This window comes from Candidatus Delongbacteria bacterium (assembly GCA_041675285.1).
GTDB lineage: Bacteria > CAIWAD01 > CAIWAD01 > CAIWAD01 > CAIWAD01 > CAIWAD01.
In genome coordinates this window covers 57,710-81,832 of sequence record JBAYTZ010000015.1, presented here as the reverse complement: position 1 = coordinate 81,832, position 24,123 = coordinate 57,710, and the positions used below count along the sequence as shown (strand labels likewise).

The 24,123-nt window shown below is 68.4% G+C and carries 17 protein-coding genes; 8 read left to right on the top strand and 9 right to left on the bottom strand.

Features of this window, described 5'->3' with window-relative positions; genetic code table 11:
- Positions 1 to 374: 374 nt before the first annotated feature.
- Together WC326_13540 and WC326_13535 are read right to left on the bottom strand one after the other, a co-directional pair.
- Positions 375 to 2,096: a T9SS type A sorting domain-containing protein gene (locus WC326_13540; GenBank protein MFA7332087.1), complete on the bottom strand. Its 1,722-nt coding sequence runs from the start codon at positions 2,094 to 2,096 to the stop codon at positions 375 to 377.
- A 419-nt stretch (positions 2,097 to 2,515) separates the two neighbouring features.
- A complete protein-coding gene (locus tag WC326_13535) occupies positions 2,516 to 4,228 on the bottom strand; it encodes a T9SS type A sorting domain-containing protein (GenBank protein ID MFA7332086.1) in 1,713 nt (570 codons plus the stop codon).
- A 206-nt stretch (positions 4,229 to 4,434) separates the two neighbouring features.
- On the opposite strand from WC326_13535, the gene WC326_13530 reads away from it, so the two are divergent.
- The gene (locus tag WC326_13530) at positions 4,435 to 5,052 is read left to right on the top strand and encodes a plastocyanin/azurin family copper-binding protein (protein ID MFA7332085.1); all 618 of its coding nucleotides are present in this window, start codon (positions 4,435 to 4,437) and stop codon (positions 5,050 to 5,052) included.
- Here WC326_13530 and WC326_13525 read toward each other — a convergent pair.
- Complete coding sequence (locus tag WC326_13525; protein MFA7332084.1) at positions 5,036 to 7,003, bottom strand: acetoacetate--CoA ligase; 1,968 nt, start codon at positions 7,001 to 7,003, stop codon at positions 5,036 to 5,038. The genes WC326_13530 and WC326_13525 overlap by 17 nt on opposite strands.
- 202 nt (positions 7,004 to 7,205) lie before the next feature.
- Here WC326_13525 and WC326_13520 point away from each other — a divergent pair, with 202 nt between their 5' ends.
- The 7 genes from WC326_13520 to ssb all read left to right on the top strand — a co-directional run bounded on the left by WC326_13520 (position 7,206) and on the right by ssb (position 13,992).
- Complete coding sequence (locus WC326_13520) at positions 7,206 to 8,540, top strand: hypothetical protein (GenBank protein MFA7332083.1); 1,335 nt, start codon at positions 7,206 to 7,208, stop codon at positions 8,538 to 8,540.
- 112 nt (positions 8,541 to 8,652) lie between these two features.
- Positions 8,653 to 9,360: an HAD-IA family hydrolase gene (locus WC326_13515; GenBank protein MFA7332082.1), complete on the top strand. Its 708-nt coding sequence runs from the start codon at positions 8,653 to 8,655 to the stop codon at positions 9,358 to 9,360.
- Positions 9,348 to 9,713: a hypothetical protein gene (locus tag WC326_13510; protein ID MFA7332081.1), complete on the top strand. Its 366-nt coding sequence runs from the start codon at positions 9,348 to 9,350 to the stop codon at positions 9,711 to 9,713. The genes WC326_13515 and WC326_13510 overlap by 13 nt, the downstream gene beginning before the upstream one ends.
- Before the next feature lie 799 nt (positions 9,714 to 10,512).
- The gene (locus WC326_13505; GenBank protein MFA7332080.1) at positions 10,513 to 12,138 is read left to right on the top strand and encodes an NAD(P)H-hydrate dehydratase; all 1,626 of its coding nucleotides are present in this window, start codon (positions 10,513 to 10,515) and stop codon (positions 12,136 to 12,138) included.
- Positions 12,135 to 12,569, top strand: coding sequence for a VanZ family protein (locus WC326_13500; GenBank protein ID MFA7332079.1), 435 nt, complete (start codon positions 12,135 to 12,137; stop codon positions 12,567 to 12,569). The genes WC326_13505 and WC326_13500 overlap by 4 nt, the downstream gene beginning before the upstream one ends.
- Entirely contained in the window at positions 12,566 to 13,312 is a 747-nt protein-coding gene (locus WC326_13495) for a class I SAM-dependent methyltransferase (protein MFA7332078.1), read from the top strand. The genes WC326_13500 and WC326_13495 overlap by 4 nt, the downstream gene beginning before the upstream one ends.
- Before the next feature lie 227 nt (positions 13,313 to 13,539).
- Complete coding sequence (gene ssb / locus WC326_13490; GenBank protein ID MFA7332077.1) at positions 13,540 to 13,992, top strand: single-stranded DNA-binding protein; 453 nt, start codon at positions 13,540 to 13,542, stop codon at positions 13,990 to 13,992.
- Between the two features lie 85 nt (positions 13,993 to 14,077).
- On the opposite strand, the gene WC326_13485 is transcribed toward ssb, so the two are convergent.
- The 6 genes from WC326_13485 to hutH form a co-directional block, all read right to left on the bottom strand.
- Entirely contained in the window at positions 14,078 to 16,357 is a 2,280-nt protein-coding gene (locus WC326_13485) for a T9SS type A sorting domain-containing protein (GenBank protein ID MFA7332076.1), read from the bottom strand.
- Positions 16,358 to 16,560: 203 nt separating this feature from the next.
- Positions 16,561 to 17,082: a dihydrofolate reductase family protein gene (locus WC326_13480; GenBank protein ID MFA7332075.1), complete on the bottom strand. Its 522-nt coding sequence runs from the start codon at positions 17,080 to 17,082 to the stop codon at positions 16,561 to 16,563.
- Positions 17,083 to 17,091: 9 nt separating this feature from the next.
- The gene (obgE, locus tag WC326_13475; protein ID MFA7332074.1) at positions 17,092 to 18,222 is read right to left on the bottom strand and encodes a GTPase ObgE; all 1,131 of its coding nucleotides are present in this window, start codon (positions 18,220 to 18,222) and stop codon (positions 17,092 to 17,094) included.
- Positions 18,223 to 18,304: 82 nt separating this feature from the next.
- Positions 18,305 to 20,767 (bottom strand): T9SS type A sorting domain-containing protein, encoded by a 2,463-nt coding sequence (locus WC326_13470; protein MFA7332073.1) that lies wholly within the window; start codon positions 20,765 to 20,767, stop codon positions 18,305 to 18,307.
- Between the two features lie 214 nt (positions 20,768 to 20,981).
- Positions 20,982 to 22,550 (bottom strand): hypothetical protein, encoded by a 1,569-nt coding sequence (locus WC326_13465; protein ID MFA7332072.1) that lies wholly within the window; start codon positions 22,548 to 22,550, stop codon positions 20,982 to 20,984.
- 16 nt (positions 22,551 to 22,566) lie between these two features.
- Positions 22,567 to 24,117 carry a histidine ammonia-lyase gene (gene hutH / locus WC326_13460; protein MFA7332071.1) on the bottom strand — a complete coding sequence of 517 codons (1,551 nt, stop codon included), beginning with the start codon at positions 24,115 to 24,117 and terminating at the stop codon, positions 22,567 to 22,569.
- Positions 24,118 to 24,123: the final 6 nt, after the last annotated feature.

Below are 24,123 nucleotides of genomic sequence, written 5' to 3'. Positions count from 1 at the left end.
AAGTTCAGGGTTTGTGTACAGCATCACAGAGCATCCCCCCAATCATGGGCGCGTGGCAACAGAGATTGTGAGGACTTCAGGTTTTATGGCACTCGAGAGTGGAGCAAGTTCAGTGCCACTTTCTAACCAAACTGCAAAGCCGTTGATGATCAATTCATTACATCGTGAATCATCTGCTCTGGCGAATCCCAGGAGCCGGAAATCAAACAATCCTGACCGCCCTTGAACACAATCACTCAGGAATCCGCATTCAGCGCAATCATCCTTCCCCCTCGTGACTTCCGCGAGCAGGGCCTCGACTTCCATCACATGACGGCGCCCCGAATCCCAGGATCCGGGGCGCCGCAGAATCGCGTCGGAATGGCAGCCGAGGCTTACTTCATCAAGACCATCTTCTTGGTTTCGACGCTGCCGTTGGCCGTCAGGGTGTAGAAGTACACGCCGCTGGCCAGATGGCTGCCGTCGAAGGTCACGCTGTGCGCGCCGCGCTCGAGGGAGCCGTTCAGCAGCGTGGCGACTTCGCGGCCGTTCAGGTCGAAGACCTTCAAGCTGGCGGTGCCCGTCTCACCCAGTGTGAAGTTGATGGTCGTGGCGGGGTTGAAGGGGTTCGGGTAGTTCTGGCCCAGACCGAACTGCACGGGCTGGTCGTCGGCGTCCACCGGGCACTCCGTGCACTGGGTCACGCACAGGTTGAAGGCGCCGCGGGCCGTGTTGTAACCGTCCACCGCGATGGTGTAGGTGCCGCCGGGCATGGTGCAGCACAGCACGCGGGACCAGAGGCCGCCGGCGCCGTTGTCGTCGTTGGCCGCGACCAGATTGCCATCGACATCGAACACGCCCAACACCGTGTCGAACGTGGTGAAGTTGGCCGGGGGCTCCAGGGTGAAGGTGTACTGGGCCTCGCAGGGCAGCTCAATCGTGTACCAGGCATCGGCGCTGAGACCCACCGAGGTGGAGGTGTTGGTCCAGGGGCAGTACAGGTGCGTCAGGTACTCATTGGTGTAGAAGTGGTACGTGTCGGTGTAAACCGGGTGGGTGGTGTTGCCGGTCACGCAGCTGCCCAGGGTCAGCGGGGTCGCGTGCGCCGCGTCGACGTTGGTCGGCGGAGGCGGAGGCGTGGTGGAATTGAGCAGGACGCCGTAGGTGTAGTTGGCCGCGCAGGCGAAGCCCGTCGTCACGGAGGGCTCGACCTTCACGAAGTAGGTGCCGGCCGCCAGATAGGGAACCACGGCCGAGGTGGCCACGGCGTAGGCGCCCGCCGAAATGGACGCCCGGCTGACCGGGGAGGCGCAGGTGCCCGAATAGAGCGTGCCGACCATGGCCACGCAGTTGGCCGCCACGGTCAGGGAGACGTCCATCGGCTGGGTCAGCGTGAAGGTGTAGTAGTCCGTGTCCTTCACGGAGGCGTCGGCCTTGGTGAGACCGCCCAGCGGCATGTTCTCGCTGAGGCCCTCGGCCGTGAGGCAAGTTCCGTTGCTGTTGGCGCAGGCCGGCTCCAGCTCGAAGGCCGAGGTGAAGCCGATGGGATAACCCGGATCCACGCAGGGGCCGCTGATCGTACCCGCGATGTGCCAGGGGCTGGTGGTGGCCGAGTAGGTCTCGATGATGATGTAGTAGTCGTTCCCGGCCAGGAAGGTCAGGCCGGTGATCTTGGAGGTCGCCCCGTCGCCGCTGTCGTCGTCCTTGGTGACGTAACCCGCCGCGTTGATCGTGTTCTTGAACACGTGCATGTACGTGTCCACGGCGTTGAAGGCGTAGCTGGCGCTCAGATCGATGGTGTTGTTGGCGGACGTCTCCGTGGGCGTGAACTTGAAGACCACGTCGTCGCCGGCGCGCAGGGACGTGTAGTTCGTGGACGTGTACACGTTGTTGAAAATGCTGATGTCCGGCACATCCAGGGAGAAGGGGATGGAGGGAACGATGAAGGGGTTGCCGATCTCATCACCCTGCAGGTTGATGTCGGACAGCTCGCCCACGGGCGAGTTGTACTCGTCGGGGTTCTTCACGTCGCCCAGCTCGATCTTCTCGCTGGCCAGCACCGGCGCCGTCAGTCCGGCCACCAGGCTCAACAGCACAAGGGTCTTCAAGTTGCTCATGGGTCCTTCCTTTTCGCAAAATCAGGGGTAGTGTACAGCATCACGGAGGGTCCCCCCAATCATGGGCGCGTGGCAGCAAGGATTGTGGAGACTTCAGGTTTTATGGCGAGGATCGCAGGCGCAAGTTCAGTGCCAACCTTGTCAAGGAAAAAACATGTTGCTGGTCAATGGGTTTTGCCTCTCGCAAGGCGTGCTGGGGTGCGGACGGAGCCGGATTTCCGACACAAGTGCCCGCCCTTGAACACTCTCGGGGGCGGACTCCGCGGTCCCCCCCTGGGCGTTGAGCTGCCCGTCTCACGGCCCTGTCCCCTTGTGGTTCCGAACAGCCGGCCCGGCCCAAGCCGTCGATCCGACCGGCAGATAGAGAAAGCCCCGACCCAGGGGCGGTCGGGGCAGGGGCCTTCGGCTGGGCCGGCATTCTACTTGAGCAGGGTCACGCGCAGACTCTTCCGCCCACCGGCGGTCTCCAGGCGGAGCCAGTAGCTGCCGCTGGGCAGGCCCGCGGCGTTCCAATCCACCACCTGCCGACCCGCCGGCTGCCAGCCGTCCAGCAGGCGCGCCACCTCGGCGCCGCGCAGATCGTGCACGGAGAGCCGCAGCGTGCCGGCGCCCGGCAGCTCCAGCGCGACGCGCGTGCTCGGATTGAAGGGATTGGGCCAGGCGGCGAGCATGTCCGGCGTGGTCGGCCGGCCGGCCGGCGCTGGCAGATTCGTGTCCTCCCAGGCGCCCAGGCTGCCGTCCGGGTTGACGTTCTGCAGCAGGATGTCGCCGGACGCGTCGTCGCGCTGATCCTGCCAGACCGCCAGCAGCTGGCCGCGCGCGCCGGCCGTGGCGCTCAGGTAGCCGCGGCTGCTGGCGGTGCTGGAGGCGGTGACCAGCGCGGGCTCCCAGCCCGCCTCGCCGTCCTCGCGCACCGCTTCCACCACCAGCCGGCTATGCAGCACATCGCCGACGGGAAACTCCAGATGCCCCACCAGGCTGCTGTCCGCCAGGCCGCGGGTCGCGATCACCGACTGGCGGTTCTGCGAGGACAGGGCGTGCAGGACGCGGCCGCTGGCGCCCCACTGGCGCTCGCCCTCCCAGGAGAGGCGCTGGCCGGCGATGCCCGCCAGGTTCTGGTCCAGGTCGGTGATCCGGTAATACAACTCCAGCGCCGGCGGACCCGCGCCCACCTCGTCCAGCACCACCCGCGGCTGATCCTGCAGCTCGCTGGCCGTGGTGGAGAGCAGCACGCCGTTGGCCGTCCAGCCCGCCCCGCCGTCCGCCAACAGGTGCTGGGCGTAAGCGTGCAGCTGATTGTTGCGGCTGTCGTACCAGTAGCAAAACGCGCCGCCGGCGCCGTCGCCCAGCAGTTCCGGTCGCATCTGCGGACCGAAGCCGCCCGCCGTGGAGACCGCCGCGCCCGGGCCCTCCCAGGCGGGCTGGCCGGCGGCGTCGAAGCGCTGGAGGTAGAGGTGCTTGGGCGACCAGAACTGCGAGCCCTGGGCCTCCAGATACTGCAGCAGCACGCCGTCGTCGGGCGCGGCGGCCAGCCGCGGAATGGAAAGCGCATAGGTGGCGCTGAGCGTGAGGCTGACGGGGTCCCAGAGATCCAGGCCCGCCGGACTCACCTTGCGCAGGTGGAGCACGCTGTCCTCCTGCCAGGCGAAGACGATGTTGCCCTCCGTCGTGACACAAATCTGCGGATCCGGCTCGAAGCCCTCGTTGCGCGAGACCGCCAGGCCGTCGGGGCCCCAGGCAAATTCGCCCGCCGGGCTGATCCGGTAGGCCGTGATGTCGCGGTCGGCGCCGTCGCGGATGTCGTTGATGGCGACGATGGCGTGATCCTGCGCATCCACGGCCAGGTCATAGTCCGTGATCCAGGTCTCCTGGGGGTGGTCGCTAAGCAGCAGGCCGCCGTCAGCCCAGACCGGCTGGCCCTCCGCGTCCAGCCGCTGCAGCCAGGTGTCGTAGTTGCCCGCGCCGTGATCCTGCCAGCTCACGTAGCAGCCGCCGTCGGAGGTGGCGGCGAGCTTGGGCAGGGTCTGTTCCCCCGCGCGGTCGCAGACGGCGAAGTTCAGCGCCGGGTCCTCCGGCCACTGGGCCTGCAGGACTCCGGCCAGCGCCAGGACAGACAGAAGCACACGTGTCATGGGATCCTCCCTGGGCGGGACCGCGCGCGGATGGCCACGTCGGCCCGCAACGTCGGCCCGTCCCGTGTCCGTGAAGCAATTTTCCTTTCAACAGGCGACTTGCCGCTTGCCCGTGTCACACGGGAGGGCGAGGTTGCCCTTGAATTCGCAACCACCACAGCCTAACATCAACACAGCATCCCCGCCTTGCGGGAGAAAGGACTCACATGTTGAGTCTTCGTCATGCCCTGTCCAGCGCCGCTTTGGTCCTGGCCCTATTGCCCGTGCTGAGTGGCGGCGCCGTGCACGCCGACGTCAACATCAGCAACGTGGTGCGGACCTGGGTGCCCGCCGACGTGACCGTCACCGTGGGCGAGAGCGTCCACTGGAGCTGGACCAGCCTGCATAACGTGGCCCAGGTCAACGGACCCGCCAACAACAGCTGGAACGGCAGCGGCTTCTACTCCGGCGCCGCGACCAACGGCGGCGTCTTCAGCCACACCTTCACGACGCCCGGTCTGTTCTACTACGTCTGCGAGCTGCACGCCGGGATGGGCATGCGCGGCACGGTCACCGTGCTGAATCCCTGCGCCGATCCCACGCCGCCCGCCCCGCAGGTGCAGATCACCTACGACCCGGCCACGCACAACGTGACCTTGAGTTGGGACGCAGTGACCGAAAGCCTGGAAGGCTGCCCGCTGACGGTCGACTATCGCGTGCTGGGCGGACCCACGCCGGGCGAACTGGCGGAGATCGCCTTCACGTCGCAACTGTCCATCGAGCTGCCGGTGGCGGGCAACTCCTTCTTCCGCGTGATCGCCCTGCCTGTCAGTCCGGCGCGCTGAGCAGGCGGAAGTGCTCCAGGGCCTCGGGATTGGCCAGGGCCTCCGTGTTCTCCACCGCGCGGCCGTGCAGCACCTGCCGCACGGCCAGTTCGCTGATTTTGCCCGAGCGCGTGCGCGGGATGTCCGGCACCTGCAGGATCCGCGCCGGGACGTGGCGCGGCGTGGCGTTCTCGCGGACGCGGCAGCGGATGGTCTCGCGCAGCGCCTCGTCCAGCTCCAGGCCCGCGCGCAGCCGCACGAACAGGATCACGCGCTGGTCGCCCTGCCAGTCCTGGCCCACCACCACGGCCTCCTCCACCTCGTGGACCTGCTCCACCTGGCGGTAGATCTCCGCCGTGCCGATGCGCACGCCGCCGGGGTTGAGGGTGGCGTCGCTGCGCCCGAGGATCAGGAAGCCGCCCGCCGCCGTGTGCACGGCCCAGTCCCCGTGGTGCCAGCAGCCGGGGAAACGCTCGAAGTAGGCGCCACGGTAGCGCGCGCCAGCCGGGTCGTTCCAGAAGCCGGTGGGCATGCAAGGGAAGGCGTTGCGGCAGACCAGTTCGCCCGGCGTGTCACGCAGCTCGCGGCCCTGGGGATCCAGGACCGTCACGTCCAGGCCCAGGCCCGGACCCTGGATCTCTCCGCGCCGCACGCCCTGCAGCGGGTTGCCCAGCACGAAGCAGCTCACGATGTCCGTCCCGCCGCTGATGGAGGCCAATTGCAGGTCGGACTTGACCTCGCGGTAGACCCAGTCGAAACTCTCGGGCAGAAGCGGCGAGCCGGTGGAGAGAATCGCGCGCAGCGTCTCCAGCCGGTGACTGGCCCGCGGGCGCAGACCGGCCTTGGCGCAGGCGTCCAGGTACTTGGCCGAGGTGCCGAAGACCGTAATGCCCAGCTGGTCGGCCAGGTCCCAGAGCGCGGCGGGCCCGGGATGCAGCGGGTTGCCGTCGAAGAGCACGAGCGTGGCCTCCGCGGCCAGCGCCGACACCAGCCAATTCCACATCATCCAGCCCGTGGTCGTGTAGTAGAAGAGCCGGTCCTCGCCGCCCAAATCCGTGTGCAGGCGGTGCTCCTTCAGGTGCTGGAGCAGCGTGCCGCCCGCTCCGTGCAGCAGACATTTGGGCTTGCCCGTGGTGCCGCTGGAGTAGAGGATGTAGAGCGGGTGGTCGAAGGGAAAGCGCTCCCAGACGCTGTCCGCCGGCGCGTTCTCCAGCCACAGCCGCAGGTCAACGGAGTCCGGCAGGGCGTCCAGATCCAGCATCTCGTCGGTTTCGGCGGCGCGGTTGGGCACCACCAGCAGGCCTTCCACCGTGGGCAGGCCGGCGCGCACCTCGCGCAGCCGGTCCAGGCAGTCCACCCAGTTTCCTTTCCAGGAGTAAGCGTCCACGCCCAGCAGCCAGCGCGGCTCCACCTGCCCGAAGCGGTCCAGCACGCCTTGGGCGCCGAAGTCCGGCGAGGCGCTGGTCCAGACGCCGCCCAGGCTGGTGACGGCCAGCATCAGCGCCACGGTTTCGGGCAGGTTGGGAAGCAGAGCCGCCACGCGGTCGCCCGGCTGCAATCCGGCGGCCTCGAAACCCGCGCGTAGCCGCAGTACCATGTCCGTCAGGCGCGCGTGGCTCCAGCTCGCGCTGCGGCCTTGGTCGTTGACGGCCAGCAGGGCCGGCCCTTCACCCGAGCCGCGCAGCAGGTTCTCCGCGAAGTTCAGCCGGGCCGCCGGGAACCAGCGCGCACCCAGGCGGTCCGCAGCCGCCACCCGCACCTCGTCCCCGGGCTCGCCCAGCACGCCGCAGAACTCCCAGACCAGCCGCCAGAAGGCCGGCGCCTCGCGCACGCTCCAAGCGTGCAGGGCCGGATAGTCGGGAAGGGCGGTGCCGGCCAGCGTCTCCGCGGCGCGGCGGAAGGCTTCCAATCGGCTGGCCTGGACACGGTCGGGCGCAGGCTGCCAGAGCAGCGGGGCGACGTCATGCGGCATGGGAATCCTCTCTGCTGGATGCGGGCGAAAAGGAGGGACTTTGCCTGCCGCGGAGCAAGCCGGATTTCCCGCTCAGCCAACGACCGCAGCGATCGCCGACCCGGCGGGACCTGTTGTGGCCTGTCCATGATTCCGTTGCATTCAGAATCGTCAATTCCTTAACATGACTCCGCCTTCCCCCGGGGTCATCATCGAGGTTGCCATGAAGTCTTCTCTGTTGTGGCTGGGTTTGACCGCCTGCGTTTGGATCCAGCCGGCCCAGGCCGTCAGCGACGCCGCCTGCATCTGGTTGATGATCTCACCCTCCACCCGCGCCACTGGGATGGGCAACACCTTCTCGCCCCTCTCCGACGACCCCTTCAACGCCTGGCTGGCGCCGGGCAGCGAAGTGCTGCGCCCGGAAGGCGGCCCGCCGCTGGATCTCAGCTTGACGGGCTATCCGGGCGGCATCCAGTGGGCCCCCTTTCACGACGTCCAGCTGATGAATCAGGCCGTCTCGCTGCGTCTCGATCTGCAGGAGTGGCAGCGGCGGAATCCAGGCGGGTCCGTGGCGCAACAGCCCTGGCAGCTCAGCCTGAGCTATCTGCACAACCTGCTTGAAGAAGGGGAGCAGACCCGCACGGATGAGGACGGCGCCATCATCGGCACCAGCCATGCCATCGAGCAGAGCCACAGCCTGCGGCTGGGCCTGGGGCAGCGCCGGGAGCGCTGGTCCTTTGGACTGGGGCTGGGCGCGGACCACGTGATCAGCGATCTGGCCAGCGGGCTGCTGGTCGGGGGGCGGCAGGTGGAAGTCGGCCACAGCACCATGCTGGATGCCGGTCTCAACCTGCAGGCCAAGCCCCTGCCGCGCCAGTGGCTAAATCCAGCGGATCCCGCGGCGGGCTACCTGGACTGGAGCCTGGGCCTGCAGTACTCCAAGCTCTTCCTGGGTTCCCACATCAGCTATGTCGATGGAATGGACGACGACCCCATGCCCTTCCACGACCGGCTCGCCCTGGCCAGTCGCTGGCGTCTGGCGCTGCCGCCCGCGGGCGGCATGCCTGAGCTGCCCGTGCTGGAAGCCCACGTGGCGCTGGAGCGTTCCATCGAATTGATCCGCGCGAACCGCCACTGGGTCGTGGAGGGGATCCGCGACGACCTGCCCGGCGGCCATTGGAATGACCCGAACGACGCGCCGGACGACCTTTCCTGGGACAAGCACTACATCGCCTTCGATGAAGGGCTGTTCCACGGTCGGCCCTCGGAATTCATCCATTCCCGCGGCTGGGAGCTGGGCGTGCTGGGTTTCGCGTATCTGCGCGGCGGCCACTATGCCGACCCGGCGGGGCTGGTGGAGCGCAAGACCAGCGGCGGCGGCCTGCAGAGCGGCGGGCTGGTGAACTGGCTGCTGCGCAGTCGGCCGGAGCGGGCCGGCCGGCCGGTGTTCCAGCTGCTGCGACGGCTGGACCTGCGCTTCGATTGGGCCGAGTCGCGCTATCGCTACTCCCCAAGCAGGACGAAGTACCGGGAGCTGAGCCTACGCTGGAACTTCTGACAGCCTCTAAATCTGCTTCAGTTTGAGGGCTTGCCATCCGCAAGCCCTCTCCTTGTCCTCCCGCCCGCTCTTCCCGCCGCCCCGAGTCCTATCTTGCCGGCAGGAGGCGCACATGCAGATCAAGGCCGTCATTTTCGACCTGGACAACACCCTGGTCGATTTCATGAAGATGAAGCGCGAGGCCGTGGCCGCCGCGGCGCGCGCCATGGTGGATCACGGTTTGTCCATGAAAGAGGAGGAGGCCTACGCCCGCCTCTTCGAGATTTACGACCGCGAGGGCATCGAGTACCAGGAGGTGCTGGACCACTTCCTCAAGGAAGAGCTGGGCCGGCTGGATCACCGCCTGCTGGCCGCCGGCGTGGTGGCCTACCGGCGGGCCCGCGAGGCCAACATGGTCCTCTACCCGCACGTCAAGCTGACCCTGATGGAGCTGATCCGCCGCGGCTACAAGCTGGGCGTGCTCTCCGACGCGCCGGGCCGCCAGGCTTGGCTGCGGCTGGCCAGTCTGGGCCTGCTGCACTACTTCCAGCACGTCATCACCCACGAGGACACGGGCAAATGGAAGCCCGACCCGGCGCCCTTCCGCAAGATGCTCGAGGTGCTGGACCTGAACCACGACCAGGTGCTGATGGTGGGGGACTGGCCGGACCGCGACATCCAGGGCGCGCGCAACCTGCACATCCGCACGGCTCTGGCGCTCTACGGCTCGGATTTCGACACGGAGGACAGCGGGGCGGATTTCCTGCTGCACAGCGTGGATGAGCTGATCCCGATCCTCGAGGGCTTGAACGAGGGCTGGCATCCGGGGTGGACCGGTTGATCGTGCATCAGGCCTTCCGGCTGGCTCCCCTGGACGACCCGCCCGCACCCGCCGCTGGGTTCAGCCCGGGGGAGGAGCGCTACCTTGGGCGCGCGGGACATCCGGCGGGCTCGCGCACGGCGCGCCGTCTGGCCAAGGACCTGCTGCGTGAGTGGCTGCCGGAGCTGCAGCCGGCGCACATTGAAATCCTGCCCCCCGGCGCCAGCGCCGACGCCGACGCGCCCAGCGCTCCGCCGCAGGTCCGGCTGCCGGCAGGCACGCTGCCAAGGGACTGCCGCCTGCACCTGTCCCTGAGCCACAGCCGCCACCACGCCGCCGCGCTGCTGGTGGTGGAGCGAATCTCGGCTGGGTGAAAACCCAACCACAGAGTCACAGAGGCACAGAATTCATAACGGACTTGCCTCGGTTGGAAGTGGAGCTCCATCATTTGCGTGCGCACGAAGACTCGAAGGCTCGAAGCGGATGCAGGGGTGGTACATGTGGCTCTTCAACACAGAGGCACAGAGTCACAGTGAGATCGTGAGACAGTAGGAGTCAATGGTCAAGTGAGGTGAAGCCCGCAGGGCTGAACCAGAACCTGGGTGAAGCGCGCAGCGCGAACCAACTACCTGGAGACAGGAAGGAGCCGCTGCCGCCAGCGGAAGGCCACCGGGAGGTGGCCTGACTCTGGCGGTTGAGAAAAAGCGCCTCTTTGGCTCCACCTTTCTGGCGCCAGCAGAAAGGTGGAAAACAAGGCAACCCGGCAGGTGACTGGGACGCGGGAACCCCCCATCCCGCCCTTCCCCCACTTCGCGGGGGAAGGGGTCGCTCCAGCGGAGTTGACAGGATCGCGTGAGGTGAAGGCCGTCAGGCCTGAACCAGAACCAGGTGGTGACGCCGTCAGGCCTGACCGGCCGTGCGGAACCACCTACGCGGTTGCAGGAAGCCCAAGCGCCGGCCAGCGGAAGGCCACCGCGAGGTGGCCTGACTCTGGCCGCTGAGAAAAAGCGCCTCTTTGGCTCCACCTTTCTGGCGCCAGCAGAAAGGTGGAAAACAAAGGCAACCGGCAGGTGACTGGGACGCGGAAAACCCCCATCCCAACCTTCCCCCTTGCAGGGGGAAGGGGTCGACAACGAGCGGCATTCGGTGCCGCACACACCGAAAGGAACTGTGATGCAATGGATCCTCTCCCTTGAGGAGATGCGCGACTTGGACCGCCGCGCCAGCGAGGAGCTGGGCCTGCCGTCCATCTGCCTGATGGAAAACGCCGGCCGCGGTTGTGCCGAGGCCATCCTGGACCACCTGGAGCACGAGGGCGGCAGCCAGGTGACCATCTGCTGCGGCGGCGGCAACAACGGTGGCGACGGCTACGTCATCGCGCGCTGCCTGGCCAACGCCGGGATTGACGTGCTGGTGCTGGCCGCCGTGCCCGGCGCGCTTTTGAGCGGCGACGCCGCCGTGATGCGCGGCGTGGTGGAGCGCATGGAGCTGCAAATCATCGATTTGGAACCGGAAGGCGACTTGCCCGACCTGCGGGACACGGACCTGATCGTCGACGCCCTGCTGGGCACCGGCGCAACGGGCGCTCCCCGGGGCGTCATCCAGCGCCTGATCGCCGCCATCTCCGACGGCCACGTGCCCGTCTGGTCCATCGACGTGCCCTCCGGCGTGAACGCCGACACGGGCGAAGTACCCGGCGTGGTGATCCAGGCCGAGGCCACGTTGACCATGGCCGCGCCCAAGCGCGGACTGCTGCTGCCGCCCGGACGGGATTTCGCCGGCGAGCTGACGGTGGTGGACATCGGCTACAGCGTGGACCAGCTGCTCGAGGGCGAGCCCTGGGCCCGCGCCGAGGAGCACGAACTCGCCGCGCTGATTCCGCCCCGCGCGCCCAGCGGCCACAAGGGCGACTTCGGCAAGGTTCTGCTGCTGGCGGGCTCGCCGGGCATGGCGGGCGCGGCCCTGCTCTGCTCCCGGGCCGTGCTGCGCTGCGGTGCCGGGCTGGCCCGGCTGGCCAGCGACGAGGAGGTGATCCGCCAGATCGCCGGCCACATGCCCGAGGTGCTGACCCTGCCCCTGCCGGCCGAGTCCGGCAAGAAGCGCCTGGAGCGCCTGCTGAAAGCCCTGGAGTGGGCGGACATCCTCGTGGTGGGTCCCGGCCTGGGCCGCTCGGAGGAGACCCGCACGCTGGTGCGCGAGTTGGTCTGCCAATCCCCCGTGCCTGTGGTGCTGGATGCCGACGGCCTGGACGCCTTCCGCGGCAAGCTGGAGCTGTTGGCCGAGCGCGAGGCTGATCTCTGTCTCACGCCCCACGCCGCGGAATTCGACCGGCTCACCGGCGGCGATCCCCTGGCCCTGCCGAGCCAGCGCCTGCTGTCCGCCCTGGAACTGGCGACGCAGCACGAACTCACCGTCGTGCTCAAGGGCGCTCCCAGCGCGATCCTCTCCAGCGCCGGCGAGGTGCTGTTGAACCGCACCGGCAACGACGCCCTGGCCACCGGCGGGGCGGGCGACGTGCTCACCGGGATGATCGCCGGACTGGCCGTCCAGGGGCTGGACCTGGATCAGGCCGCGCTGCTGGCCTGCGACCTGCATGGCCTGTGCGGCGATCTGGCCGCCGAGGCCCTGGGGGCCCACGGCGTCATCGCACCGGACTTGCTGCGCTTCATCCCGCTGGCGCTGCGCAGCCTGGAGGGCGGCGGCCACGGACACGCCCACCACGGATCCGGCTCGGGCGGGTGCGGGGACTCCTGCGGCTGCAGTCACGAGCACAAGGACGACGGCGGCCCGCAGGCATGAACCCGTTCGTCCTCTACAGCCGGCTGCCGCGCTGGGTGGATCTGATCGTCCTCGCATTCGCGCTGGCGGTGGTCTGGCTGGGCAGTTCCATTCCGCCGGACAGCTTTCCCGACCTGCGGATCTTCAGCTATGACAAGCTGCTGCACGTGCTGGAGTACACGTGCCTGGGCATCGCCATCTGGGTGGCCGGCCGGCGGCACGGCCTCGTGGACCTGCGAACGCGCCTGCACAGCCCGCTCAAGGCCTATCTGCTGGGCGTCGTGCTGCCCGGAGCCCTCTGGGCGGTGAGCGACGAACTCCACCAGCTGGTGGTGGGGCGCAGTTGCAGCGTCTGGGACTGGGTGGCCGACCTGCTGGGCCTGCTGCTGGCGGTGTGGTTCTGCCGCACGCTGGAGAAGCGCTGGGACTGGCTGCGCGAGCCGGCGGCGTGAGCGGGTTCGCCGATCACTTCTCCGGGCGGGCCGCGGACTATGCGATCTATCGCCCCGGCTATCCGGACGAGCTGTTCCAGCTGCTCGCCGCGCACTGCCGTCACACGCGGCTGGCCTGGGACGTGGGCACGGGCAGCGGCCAGGCCGCCGGGCAGCTGGCGACCTGCTTCGACGAGGTGCGGGCCACCGATGCCAGCGCCGAACAGTTGCGTCACGCCACGCCGCACCCGCGGGTCACCTTCGCCCGGGGCCGCGAGGATGAGTCCGGGTTGCAGGACCAGTCCGCCGATCTGGTCTGCGCGGCCCAGGCCGCCCATTGGTTCGATGCCTCGCGCTTCCACGCCGAGGTCGCGCGCGTGTTGCGGCCCGGCGGCCTCTTGGCCCTCTGGGCGTATGGTCTGTCCCAAGTGGATGCGGAGGTGGACCGGCTGACGCGGGAATTCTACAAGGCGCTGGATCCGTGGTGGCCGCCCGAGCGCCGGCACATCGACGCGGGCTATCGCAGCCTGGCCTTTCCCTACCCGGAACTGCCGGCTCCCGAGCTGGGCCTGCAGGCCGAGCTGAGTGCCGCGCAGTTCCTGGGCTATCTGGGCACCTGGTCGGCGCTGACCCGCGCCCGGCAAGCCGGCGGCCCGGATCCGCTGGCCGGGTTCGCCCGCGGGCTGGCCCAGTTCTGGTCCCTGGACGAGGTGCGTCCGGTGCGCTGGCCCCTCTTTCTGCGCTGGGGCCGACGGCCGGAATAGCCGACGGCCAGCCGTTCCTTATGTTCTTGCCAGTGGACAGGATTCCCGCAATCCCGTCCGGTCGCGCCCGGGCGATCGGGAGCCTGGACGCGAAATCATCCCCGGCCGTTTTCCGGCACGAAGCCGGAAACCGTCGCCGCCAGCCCCGCGTTGGGCGGGCAACAGACACATCTGCCCGCCCGGCGAGGCGGATGTCCACCGCAAGTCATCATCGTTGGAGGTGCATCATGTTGAACAAGATCATGCTGATCGGGCGGCTGGGGAAGGATCCCGACTTCCGCACCACGCCCACCGGCATGGCCGTGGCCCGGTTCTCCCTGGCGACGGACGAGAAGCGTCGCAGCGACAGCGGAGAGCTGACCTCGAAGACCGAGTGGCATCGCATCGTCTTCTTCCGCCGCCAGGCGGAGGTGGCCCGCGACTTTCTGCGCAAGGGCTCGCTGATCTACCTGGAAGGGAAGATCCACTACGACAGCTACGACAACAAGGAAGGCCAGAAGGTCTACACCACGGAGATCCTGGGCGACAACTTCCAGATGCTGGACAGCCGCTCCGACCGGGGTGAGGGCGGCCGCAGTTACGAGCCGGCGGAATCCGGCAGCAGCGGCGGCAGCATCGAGAGCAACGTGCGCAAGCACGTGGACGACGAGATCGCGGCGGACGACGACCTGCCCTTCTGAGAGTCGTGGCGTCCCGCCCACCCTTGTGACACAAAAGCCCCCGACGGAATCCGCCGGGGGCTTTTCATGGGAAGTCCAACAGGATTTACTTCGCCAGCAGCAGCTTGAGCGTCGCGCGCCGCCCCTCCGCCTCCAGCACGGCCAGGTAGAGGCCGCTGGCCAACCCGTCGCCATCGAACCGAATGCGATGCCGGCCCGCGGCCCGCGGCCCGTCGGCCAATAGGGCCACGCGTTCGCCCCGCAGGTTGTAGACGGTCAGCCGCGCGGCGCCGGGCGCGCTGAGCGTGAAATCGAGCAGGGTCGCCGGGTTGAAGGGATTGGGCGCGGCGGCCAGCAGCGTGAAGCGGGCGGGTGCCGCCGGCGGCAGGTCCACCTCCTCCTGGTGATACAAAGTGTCCGCCTCGTACCCAGCCAGCTGGTCCAGCTCGATGGTCTCCACCAGCGAGCCTTCACCGGCCGGTCCTTCGTAGACGTAGCGGTAGACGCGCTCCGTGCCGTCGTCGAAGAGGAAGCGGAAGGCCTGCTCGCGGATCGGCAGCTGCTCGTGCGCCACGGACAGATGCAGCAGCACGCGGCGCTGGGCTGGCAAGCGACCGTCCCAGTCCGTGCGTCCCGCCGGGTTGTGGATCCACGGCCCGGGCTCGACGGGATCCCCCTGCATCACGTCCCAGCCCACCGAGTAGTCGGGCATGGGGCCGTCGAACACGTCCAGGCTGTCGTGACACAGGATCAGCGCCTCCAGCAGCCGCTCCTGCCCGCCCTCGTTGAAGATCTCCACCCGGTCGATGGCCCGGACGGCCGCGGGATGACCGCCGGTGAAGTGCCAGGGCCGGCGGTAGCTGCCCAGCCCGAGGTGGCCGGCGGCATCCCAGGCCTCGCCCGCGGGCGGCGGCACGGCGCTGACCGGAATGCGACCGTAGAGGTAGGGGTTCTCGGTCTCCGGTTCGAAGCCGTTGATGGAAGACCCGGGGAAGAGGTCCAGCAGGTAGGTCAGGTGCAGATACCCGCCCATCACCGTTTCCGCCAATGAGGCGAAGTTCTCGCTCTGGCAGCTCGGGGACGTACAGCCGGGAGTGGGCGTATCACTGATGTTCACGCGCGGGCCCCAGCTCTGCCCGCCGTCCGCCGAGCAGGCCATGTAGAGCTCGCCGTTGGCGAAGCGCGAACCAGCCACAACCGGCTCGGCCAGATCGGCGCTGGAGTATTGATTCCAGAGGGCGTAGAGATAGCCGGTGGCTGGATCGTGGGCCAGTTGCACGCGGTCCTTCGCGCAGCGGTACTGGCCGATCTGCGCCTCGTCCGCCGGCAGGCCACTCTCGTCGTCATAGCTCAGCCAGCCCGCGAGGCGGCTGCGGATGCCCGCCGTGACGTCCTGGAACCAGATGGCGCTGCGCCAGATATCCTGGCGGGGCAGCGGCAAGCTGACCAGACCCTCGTCATCCTCATAGAGCAGGGTGTCCTGCACCTGGAGGGGCGTGGTCCAGGCCACCAGCAGATGGGGCTCTTCACGGGAATCGTAGATCGCGTCCACGTCGGCCCAGGGCGCGACGCCGAAGCGGAAGGGCAGGGGGGAATCCACGCAATTCGTCTGCGTGAGGTTGAGGGGCGGGCCCTGGTCCATCCGGGCGCGCAGGTCATTTTGCTCGTCCCGGGCCTCGTAGCAGTACAAATCGCTTAGGCCCGGCGCGCACGGGGAATCGGCCGTGTAGAGCAGCGCGGCTCCCGGCGCCTGCTTGGCGGCCGTGACGATCCCGGTCAGCTGGTCGCCTTGGGTCGTGACCGTCTGATACAAGCCGTCCCACTCCGTGCCGCTGCTGCTGCTGTTGTAGAACACGTGGTCTTGGATGGGTTCATTAGACCCGCCGCTGCAGACCATGTGCAGCTTGTCCTGGTAGTCCACGGCGATGTGCGGCCACAGGATGTCGGTGTGCTCGTTGTTGGAGAGCAGGTTGAAGGCCATGGTGCAGCCGGCGAAGTCCGTACCGAACCAGGAGCCGATCCCACTTGCTGAGGTGTGGAAACCCACCACGGTGGAGTTGCCCGGCTGTCCGTTCCTGGGTTCCGCGCTGGTGGCCGCACAAGTGACGTATCCGGCGCGCATGTCCGTGATGTTGGCGGCCGGCGCAGGCAGCTCGAGATCCGGGTTCACGCACCAGGCCAGCACGCGGCGCCCGGTAGTATTGCTGGGGCCCCCCATGAAGGCCCCGTGGGCGACGCTGTCGCTGGAGACGGCGATCATCTTGCCGTAGGAGCCATTGTGTTGGTAGTCGTAGCGGCTGGTTCCCACCTGCACCACATCAATCTGCGCCCGGGCGGTCAGCGCACTCAGGGCCAGGGACACCACGAAGTACAGCAAGCGTGACATCTGCGCCTCCTCGTCTGTCGCTGTTAGAGGTTCCGGACACGCAATCCGGATCGAGCGCGGGCGCCTTCCACACAGCCCTGCCGGCCCGGGGGCGCGGGCGAACCTGCCACAGCGGAGTTGGATCCTGACAAGCAGCGGGGGGGATTCTTCAGATGCTCTGAATGCAAGGAGTGGGCCAGTCGGGCCGATGGCTCGGCGGCGGCTCAGTCCACGCGATAGTGGGACTGCACCACGCCGTTGGAGTAGCAGCGCGTGTCCTCCAGGCTGAGGCTGCGGACCTCGCCCAGCGCGTGGACCAGGGGGATGCCGGCGCCCAGCAGCACGGGCATGGAGGAAATGATCACGTCGGTCAGCAGGTCCTCCTGCAAGAGCGCGGCGGCCAGGCGTCCGCCGCCCACCAGCCAGGCCCGCTGATGACCGGCCCGGGCCAGCTCCTCCACCACCACGCGCGGGGAACGCGTCTCGACGATCAGGTTGGGGATGTCCGACTCCAGCTCCTGGCGCGTGAACACGACGCAGGGCTTGTCGCCCCAGGCCCAGTCGCCCAGCTCCAGCGCCCGGCGCCAGGTGAGCGAGCCCATCAGCAGCACGTCGACGGAGCCCAGGAACTCGCTGTAGCCGTAATCGTCGTCCCCGCCGTTGAACTCGTCCAGCCAGTCCACGCCGCCGTCCGGCGTGGCGATGTAGCCGTCCAGGCTGGCGGCCACGTAATAGATCAGTTCCATTGCAGACTCCTACCGGCGTTTGCTGCGGCGGCGCACGGAATCGTCCACGTCCGGCGGCGGCGTGGCCCAGCGTTCGTCCTTGGCCTCGTCCGGGTGGATCAGCTCCTCCTCGTCCACCGGCACTTCCGGGCGGATCAGGCTGCTCAGGCGGCGGGGCCGCGGCAACTCGCGCGCCCGCAACTCCTCCAGCATTTCGCCGATCCGCCGCACCAGGAGCTTGAGGTGCTTGCCCGTGGCCGCGCTCACCAGCAGGTCGTAGTCCATCTTCAGCTTGCGCTTGGAGGGAATGGTCACGTCGCTCTTGTTCAGCACGATCAGCGCCGGCCGCTTGGCCAGCTCGGGCGAGTAGCGCGCCAGTTCGAAGCGCAGCACTTCCAATTGATGGACGGGATCGTCGGCGCTCACGTCCACCAGGTAGACCAGCACGCGGCAGCGCTCCACGTGGCGCAGGAACTGGTGACCCAGCCCGCGACCCTCGTGGGCGCCCTCGATCAGGCCGGGGATGTCCGCCATGGCGAAGGATTTGAATTCGGCGTAGGGCACGATGCCCACGTTGGGCACGATGGTCGTGAAGGGGTAGTCGGCGATCTTGGGCCGCGCCGCGCTGAGGGCGGCCAGCAGCGTGGACTTGCCCGCGTTGGGAAAGCCCACCAGGCCCACGTCGGCCAGGATCTTCAGTTCCAGGTCCACTTCCATGTCCCAGCCCGCGCCGCCGGGCGTGGCGTAGCGCGGCGTCTGCTGGGTGGGGCTCTTGAAGCGCGCGTTGCCCTTGCCGCCGTGGCCGCCGTTGAGCAGCACCTCGCGCTGGCCCGGCTCCACGAGGTCCAGCAGCAGCTCGCCGTTGTCCGCGCGGCGGATCTGCGTGCCCGGCGGAACGCGGATCAGCACGTCCTTGCCCCGGCGGCCCTTGCGCAGGGAGCTGGCGCCCGGCCGGCCGTCCTCGGCCTCGAAACTGCGGCTCCACTTGAAGTCCAGCAGGTTCATGCGGCCCGTGTCCACCTCGAAGACCACGTCGCCGCCGCGACCGCCGTCGCCGCCGTCCGGCCCGCCCTTGGGCTGATACTTGCCGTGGAACAGGCTGACGCAGCCGTCGCCGCCGTTTCCGCTGCGGACGGCGATCCGCACTTGATCGATGAACATGCCGCCTCCGTCGTGGGCGATGTGCCCAAGAAAAGCGCCCCCGGTCGGTGACCGGGGGCGCCAGTGTCGTCTGGAAAGCTGCCTACTTGGTGAGCAGCATCTTGCGGGTCTCGCTGCGGCCGGCGGCCTGCAACGTGTAGAAGTACACGCCGCTGGAGAGCTGGCTGCCGTCGAAGCCCACCGTGTGGTTGCCAACGGCCAGCGGGCCGTCGACCAGGGTGGCCACCACTTCGCCCATCAGGTTGTAGACCTTCAGGCTCGCCGCACCGGCCTTGATCATGTTGAAACTGATCTCGGTGGTGGGGTTGAAGGGGTTCGGCACGTTCTGGGACAGGGCGAAGTCACGCGGGGTCGTGCCCGGGTCGACCGAGTCGCCGCGATCGTACAACACGGTCGCCGCGTAGGCCTCCAGGTTCTCCTCGTCCAGTTCCACCACCATCGACCCTTCGCCGGCGGCGCCCTGATAGACGAAGCGGTAGAAGCGGTCGGTGCCGTCGTCGAAGCTGAACTTGAACAGCTGCTCGGCCAGGGGCAGGCCGCGATGGCCGACGGAGACGTGCGTCACCAGGGCGGTCTGGGCCGGGATGGTGCCGTCCCACTCGGTGCCGTTGGAGGGATCCACGATCCACTCGCCGGGCTCGACGGGATCGCCTTCCATCACTTCCCAGGTCACGTAGAGGTCGCTGTCCGTGTCACCGAACACGTCCAGGGCGTCGTGATACATGGTCAGCGAGTTCAGGTGGACGGGGTTGCGGCCTTCGTTGAAGATCAGGACGCGGTCAACCATCTGGATGGTGTCCAGGTGGCCGTTGGTGAAGTACCACGGGCGCTTGTAGCTGCCCAGACCCACGTGACCGGCGGCATCCCAGGCGGTGGTGGGGGCCGGAACGGCCGAGATGGGCACGCGCATGTAGTAGTAGTTGTTCACCGTCTCGAGGGAGCCGTCGTTGGCGTCGTCGTTGCGGATCGAGGAACCGGCGTGCTTGTCCATCATGAAGGTGATGTGCAGGAAGCCGTTGCTCACGATCTCAGCCAGGGAGCCGAAGGTCTCGCTCCAGCAGTCGGGGGAAGAGCAGCCCGGGGACGGGGAGTTGGTGATGTTCAGGTGCGGGCCCCAGGTCTGGCCGTTGTCCGCGGAGCAGGCCAAGTACAATTCGCCGTTGGCCATCTGCTTGTTGTCGGTGCCGCGGGCGCGCACGTCGTCCTTGCTGTACTGGTTCCACAGGGCGTAGAGGTAGCCGGTGGCCGGGTCGTGGGCCAGCTGCACGCGGTCGAACGCGTTGCGGAACACGCCCAGGTACATGCTGTCGGCGGGCAGGTCGTTCTCTCCGTTGGCCGTCTGCCAACCCGCGATGTGGCCCCAGTCGTTCTGGGTGGCGTTGTAGTGCCACAGGGAGGCGTGCCAGGAGTCCACGTTGGCGAAGGAGGTGACGAACAGGGTGTCGTTGCCCACTTCGTAATACATCATCGTGTCGGCGTAGGAGGTCGGCGTGCCCCAGGCGAGGTGCAGGTCCGGGGTCTCCTGGGAATCATAGATGCCGTCCACGTCCGAGTAGGCGAACACACCGTGACGGAACGGGGCGGTGGATTCCGGATCGTGGTACTTGGTGACGTTGATCATGTTGCCGGTCTCGATCTGCGCGAACAGATCGTTGTCCTCGTCGCGGGCCTCGTAGTAGCAGATGTCATGGTGCCACTGGGAAGCGCCCGTGATGAAGATTTCGGGGGAGGCGGGGGCGTCCGGCATCACGAAGATGGCCGCGCCCGGCGCATGCTTGGCGGCGGTGGCCGTCTGGCTCAGCGTGTTGCTGTTGGTCACGGCCACCACGAAGGTGCCGTCCCAGGAGGCGGCGTCGGTGGAGGCGTTGTAATACACGTAGTCCGCCGTGGCGCCCGTGGTGGCGTCACCCGTGACCATGTGGATCTTGTCCTGATAGTCCACGGCGATGTGCGGCCACAGGATGTCCGCGCTCTCGTTGTTGGACAGCAGGTTGAAGGCCATGGTGCAGCCGGCGAAGTCCGTGCCGAACCAGGAGCCGATGCCGCTGGCGGAGGTGTGGAAGCCCACCACGCCGGAGTCGCCGGGCTGGCCGTTGGCCGGATTCTGGCCGGTGGTGGCGTGCGTCGTGTAGCCGGCGCGCGCGTCCGTCACGTTGGTGGCCGGACCGGTCTGGGTGAGTTCGGTGTCCACGCACCAGGCCAGCACGCGGCGGCCGGTGGTGATGTTCGCGCCACCCATGTAGCTGCCGTGGCTGACGCCGTCGCTGCTGATGGCGATCATCTTGCCGTAGGAGCCGTTGTGCTGGTAGTCATAACGGCTCGTGCCCACGACCAGCCGCTCGTACTCGTAGACAGGATCGGTGTCCACCTGCGAGGCGTCGTCCTTGGGGGCGGCGTTGGGCAGGGCGTCGTTCACATAAGTCTGCCTGGACAGATCCTGCCGGCTCGGGGCGGCGGTGGAATGGCGGCCGTCCGCCGGCGCCATCTGCGCGGCCATGGCCGCTGTCCCCAGCGCCAGGGACGCGATAACGAGAGTCTTGCGCATGGTTGCCTCGCAATCCTTTGTAAAGTGTTGACGTCTTGTTCCTGATCCTGCGGGTGCGGAGGACGAAGTATGGCCCATCTTACACACTGTAAAAGGTCATGCTTCGGCCTCCCAATATCAAGGGACCGCAGACTCGATGACCACCTATTGCAAGTGCCGCGCCAGTTTCTTCCAGCGCTCTCGGGCAGACTCGCCAACCAACCCGCACCGGTACTCAGCCCCGGGTGAGGTGCCAGAGTTCGCTGCCGCTGACCCGGAAGCGCCCGGCCGGCGTGCGCAGTTCCAGCGACTGGGGCCAGGTTCCGGCCTCCTCGTAGCGCGCGGCGGCGGCGCGCAGCCAGTCCACCAGGTCCTCCTCGCCGGCCGGCAGGGGCTGATCGCGCTCCAGCACGGGTTTGTGCAGATCGGCGTTGGCCTGACCCAGCCGGGCCAGGGCCGCCTTGAGGGCCGGATCCCCCGACATTCGCCACTGGGCCTCCGCCGCCGCCGGATTGAGCCGGGGCAGGCTGCTGCCGGGCAGCGTGGCGAAGTAGACCTCCGGGGCGAAGAGCCGCAGCCCCGCCTCCAACAGCCGGCGCACGCCCTTGGGCTGCAGTTCCAGCGCGGCCAGCCGCACGGAGACGCCGCGCAGTTCGCCGGGCAGCTCGGCGAAGACCAGCCGCCCCTCCACCACCCGCGCCAGATGCACGCGGCCGCTCTCCTCGGTCACATCCAGGATGGTGGAATCCGGCAGGTCGGCCCAGCCCTGGCGCGCTTCGCCCTGGCCCGTCCAGGCCACGCCCTTCTGGCGCAACGAGCCCGCCAGGGCCCGCGCGGCCAAACGCTCCGGCCCACCGGGCTGGGCGCGCTCCAGGGCCGCCAGCCGGCTGCGGGCGGCGGGATCCGTGCCGGAGCGCACCTCGCGCACCTGATCCACCAGCCGCTCCAGGGCCAGCTGCTCGCCCAGGCCGGCGGGGGCCACCCGGCGGTCCCACTCCTCGGACAGGTCGGACCAGAAGGAGGCCGGGGGCGGACCGCTGGCCGGCAGGGCGAGGCCGTTTCCCACGCTCCCGGTGCCGGCCAGACCGGCGCTCTCCTCGCGCATGCGGCGCATTTCCAAGGTGTGCCGCCCGGCCAGCAGGGCTTCCAGATCGGCGCGCAAGGTGCCGGAGAGCTGGTCCCAGACCGGCCGGGTCCGGGCCTCCAGCGCGTCCATTTCCTGGCGCAGGCTGTCCCGGGAGGCGGGCGTAACGTCCGTGCCGGCCAGCAGGTGCTCCATCCGGGCCTGCAGGCCGGGCAACTCCTGTTCCAGCTCCCGACTTACCCGTTCGGCCGGCGCCGGGGTCCGTCCCGCCCAGAGGAAGTACCCGCCCGCGCCCAGTCCGCCCGCCAGCAGCAACAGCAAGAGCGGCAGCAGCAGCGTGCGCCCGCGGGTGCGCCCACGCGGTTGTCTGCCCGGGAAGGCCCGCTCGGGCGGCGCTTCGGCCGCGGCGTCGCGGAAGCCCGCCCCCTCTTCCAGGACGATCTCGCCGCCGTCCTCCGGGGCCTGCTCGTCGCTGAGGGGATGGCGGGGATCGCCCATGGGCTGCTCCACCAGCTCCAGGCGCAAAGTGAGTCCTAGTTGCTCGAAGTCCCGCCGGATGGCCACGGCGGGCGACAAGCCGTGCTCGCGCAGGACCAGGAAGGGCGGACGCAGCACCTCGCGCCGGACGATGCGCTCGGGCAACCCGGTGATCCGCGCCAGCCGCGCGATCACTTTGGGGTCGCGCGTCTCGTCCAGCAGATAGAGGTTGTAGACGCCCATCTCGGCTCCGTTCAGCTCAGCGCAACGGCCCCACTTCGTCTTCCACCGAACGCAGCAGCGAGCCGGACTCGATCAGTTGCTTCAGGGCGTGATACTCGCGCCGGAAGTCGTGATCCACCACCTCGTCCTCGCTGGCGGCCTCGCTGGCCAGGCAGGTGCCCACCGCCAGCAGGGCCGCGGCGCTCCCGCGTCCGGGGGATCCGCCGCGGAAGCGGTTGCCGTAGTGCGCGGCCAGCAGCTCGATGGCCAGCACGGTCCCCACGTGGTCGGCGATTTCCAGCGCGTGCAGGGCCGCGTTGGCGCCCATGCTCACGTGGTCCTCCTGGTTGGCGCTGGTGGGGATGGAGTCCGTCGAGTCCGGGTGCGCCAGGGTCTTGTTCTTGGAGACCAGGGCCGCGGCCGTGTACTGGCAGATCATCATGCCGCTGTTCAGGCCGCTGCGGGTGACCAGGAAGGCGGGCAGGCCGTGGCTCTGGCTGGAGTCCAGCAGCTTGGCCGTGCGCCGCTCGGAGATCGAGGCCAGTTCGGAGAGGGCCACCTTGAGGAAGTCCAGGCAGAAGGCCATCGGCTCCCCGTGGAAGTTGCCGCCGCTCAGCACCTCGCCGTCCTCGGCGAAGACCAGCGGATTGTCGGTCACCGAGTTCATCTCGCGCTCCACGGCGGAGCGCAGCTGGGCGAAGGTGTCGCGGGAGGCGCCCTGGACCTGGGGCGCGCAGCGCACGGAGTAGGAGTCCTGCACGCGCGGGTGCTCCGGGTCCACGGCGTCCACGCGCGTGGAGCCCTGGGTGAGCAGTCGCACGTTGTCCGCCACCGCGTCCTGGCCGGGGTGGCGGCGCAGGGCGTGCACGCGGGCGTCGAAGGCCGCGGACTTGCCCTGCAGGGCCTCCAGTGTCAGGGCCAGCACGATGTCCGCGCTGCGGGCCAGACGCTCGGCCCGGTGCAGCAGCAGGGCCGCGCTGGCGGTCATGAACTGGGTGCCGTTGTTGAGGGCCAGACCCTCCTTGGCTTCCAGCACCAGCGGCTGCAGGCCTTCGATCCCCAGCACCCAGCCGGCGGGCTTCCAAGTGCCGTGATACATCAATTTGCCTTCGCCGATGATCGGCAGCGCCATGTGCGAAAGGGGCGAGAGGTCGCCGGAGGCGCCGACGGAGCCCAGCGCCGGAATGTGCGGCACCAGATCGCGGCGCAGCAGTTCCAATAGGCGCTCGATCAGCACGGCTCGCACGCCGCTGTAGCCCTGGGCCAGGCTGTGGGCGCGCAGCAGCAGCATGGCGCGCACCACGTCGGCGGGCAGCGGCGCGCCGGTGGAGACAGCGTGGCTGACCAGCAGGTTGTGCTGGAGGCGGCCCAGGTCCTCCCGGGCGATCTGCACGCGCTGCAGGGCGCCGAAGCCCGTCGTGATGCCATAAATGACTTCGCCGCGCTCCACGGCCTGGTCCACGAAGGCCCGCGAGGCGTTCACGGCCGCCAGGGCCTCCGGGGTCAGGGTGAAACTGCCGCCGCCCGCGGCCACGGCCGCCAGGGTGCGGATGTCCAGCCAGCAACTGCCCACCTGGATCTGGGGCATGGGAAC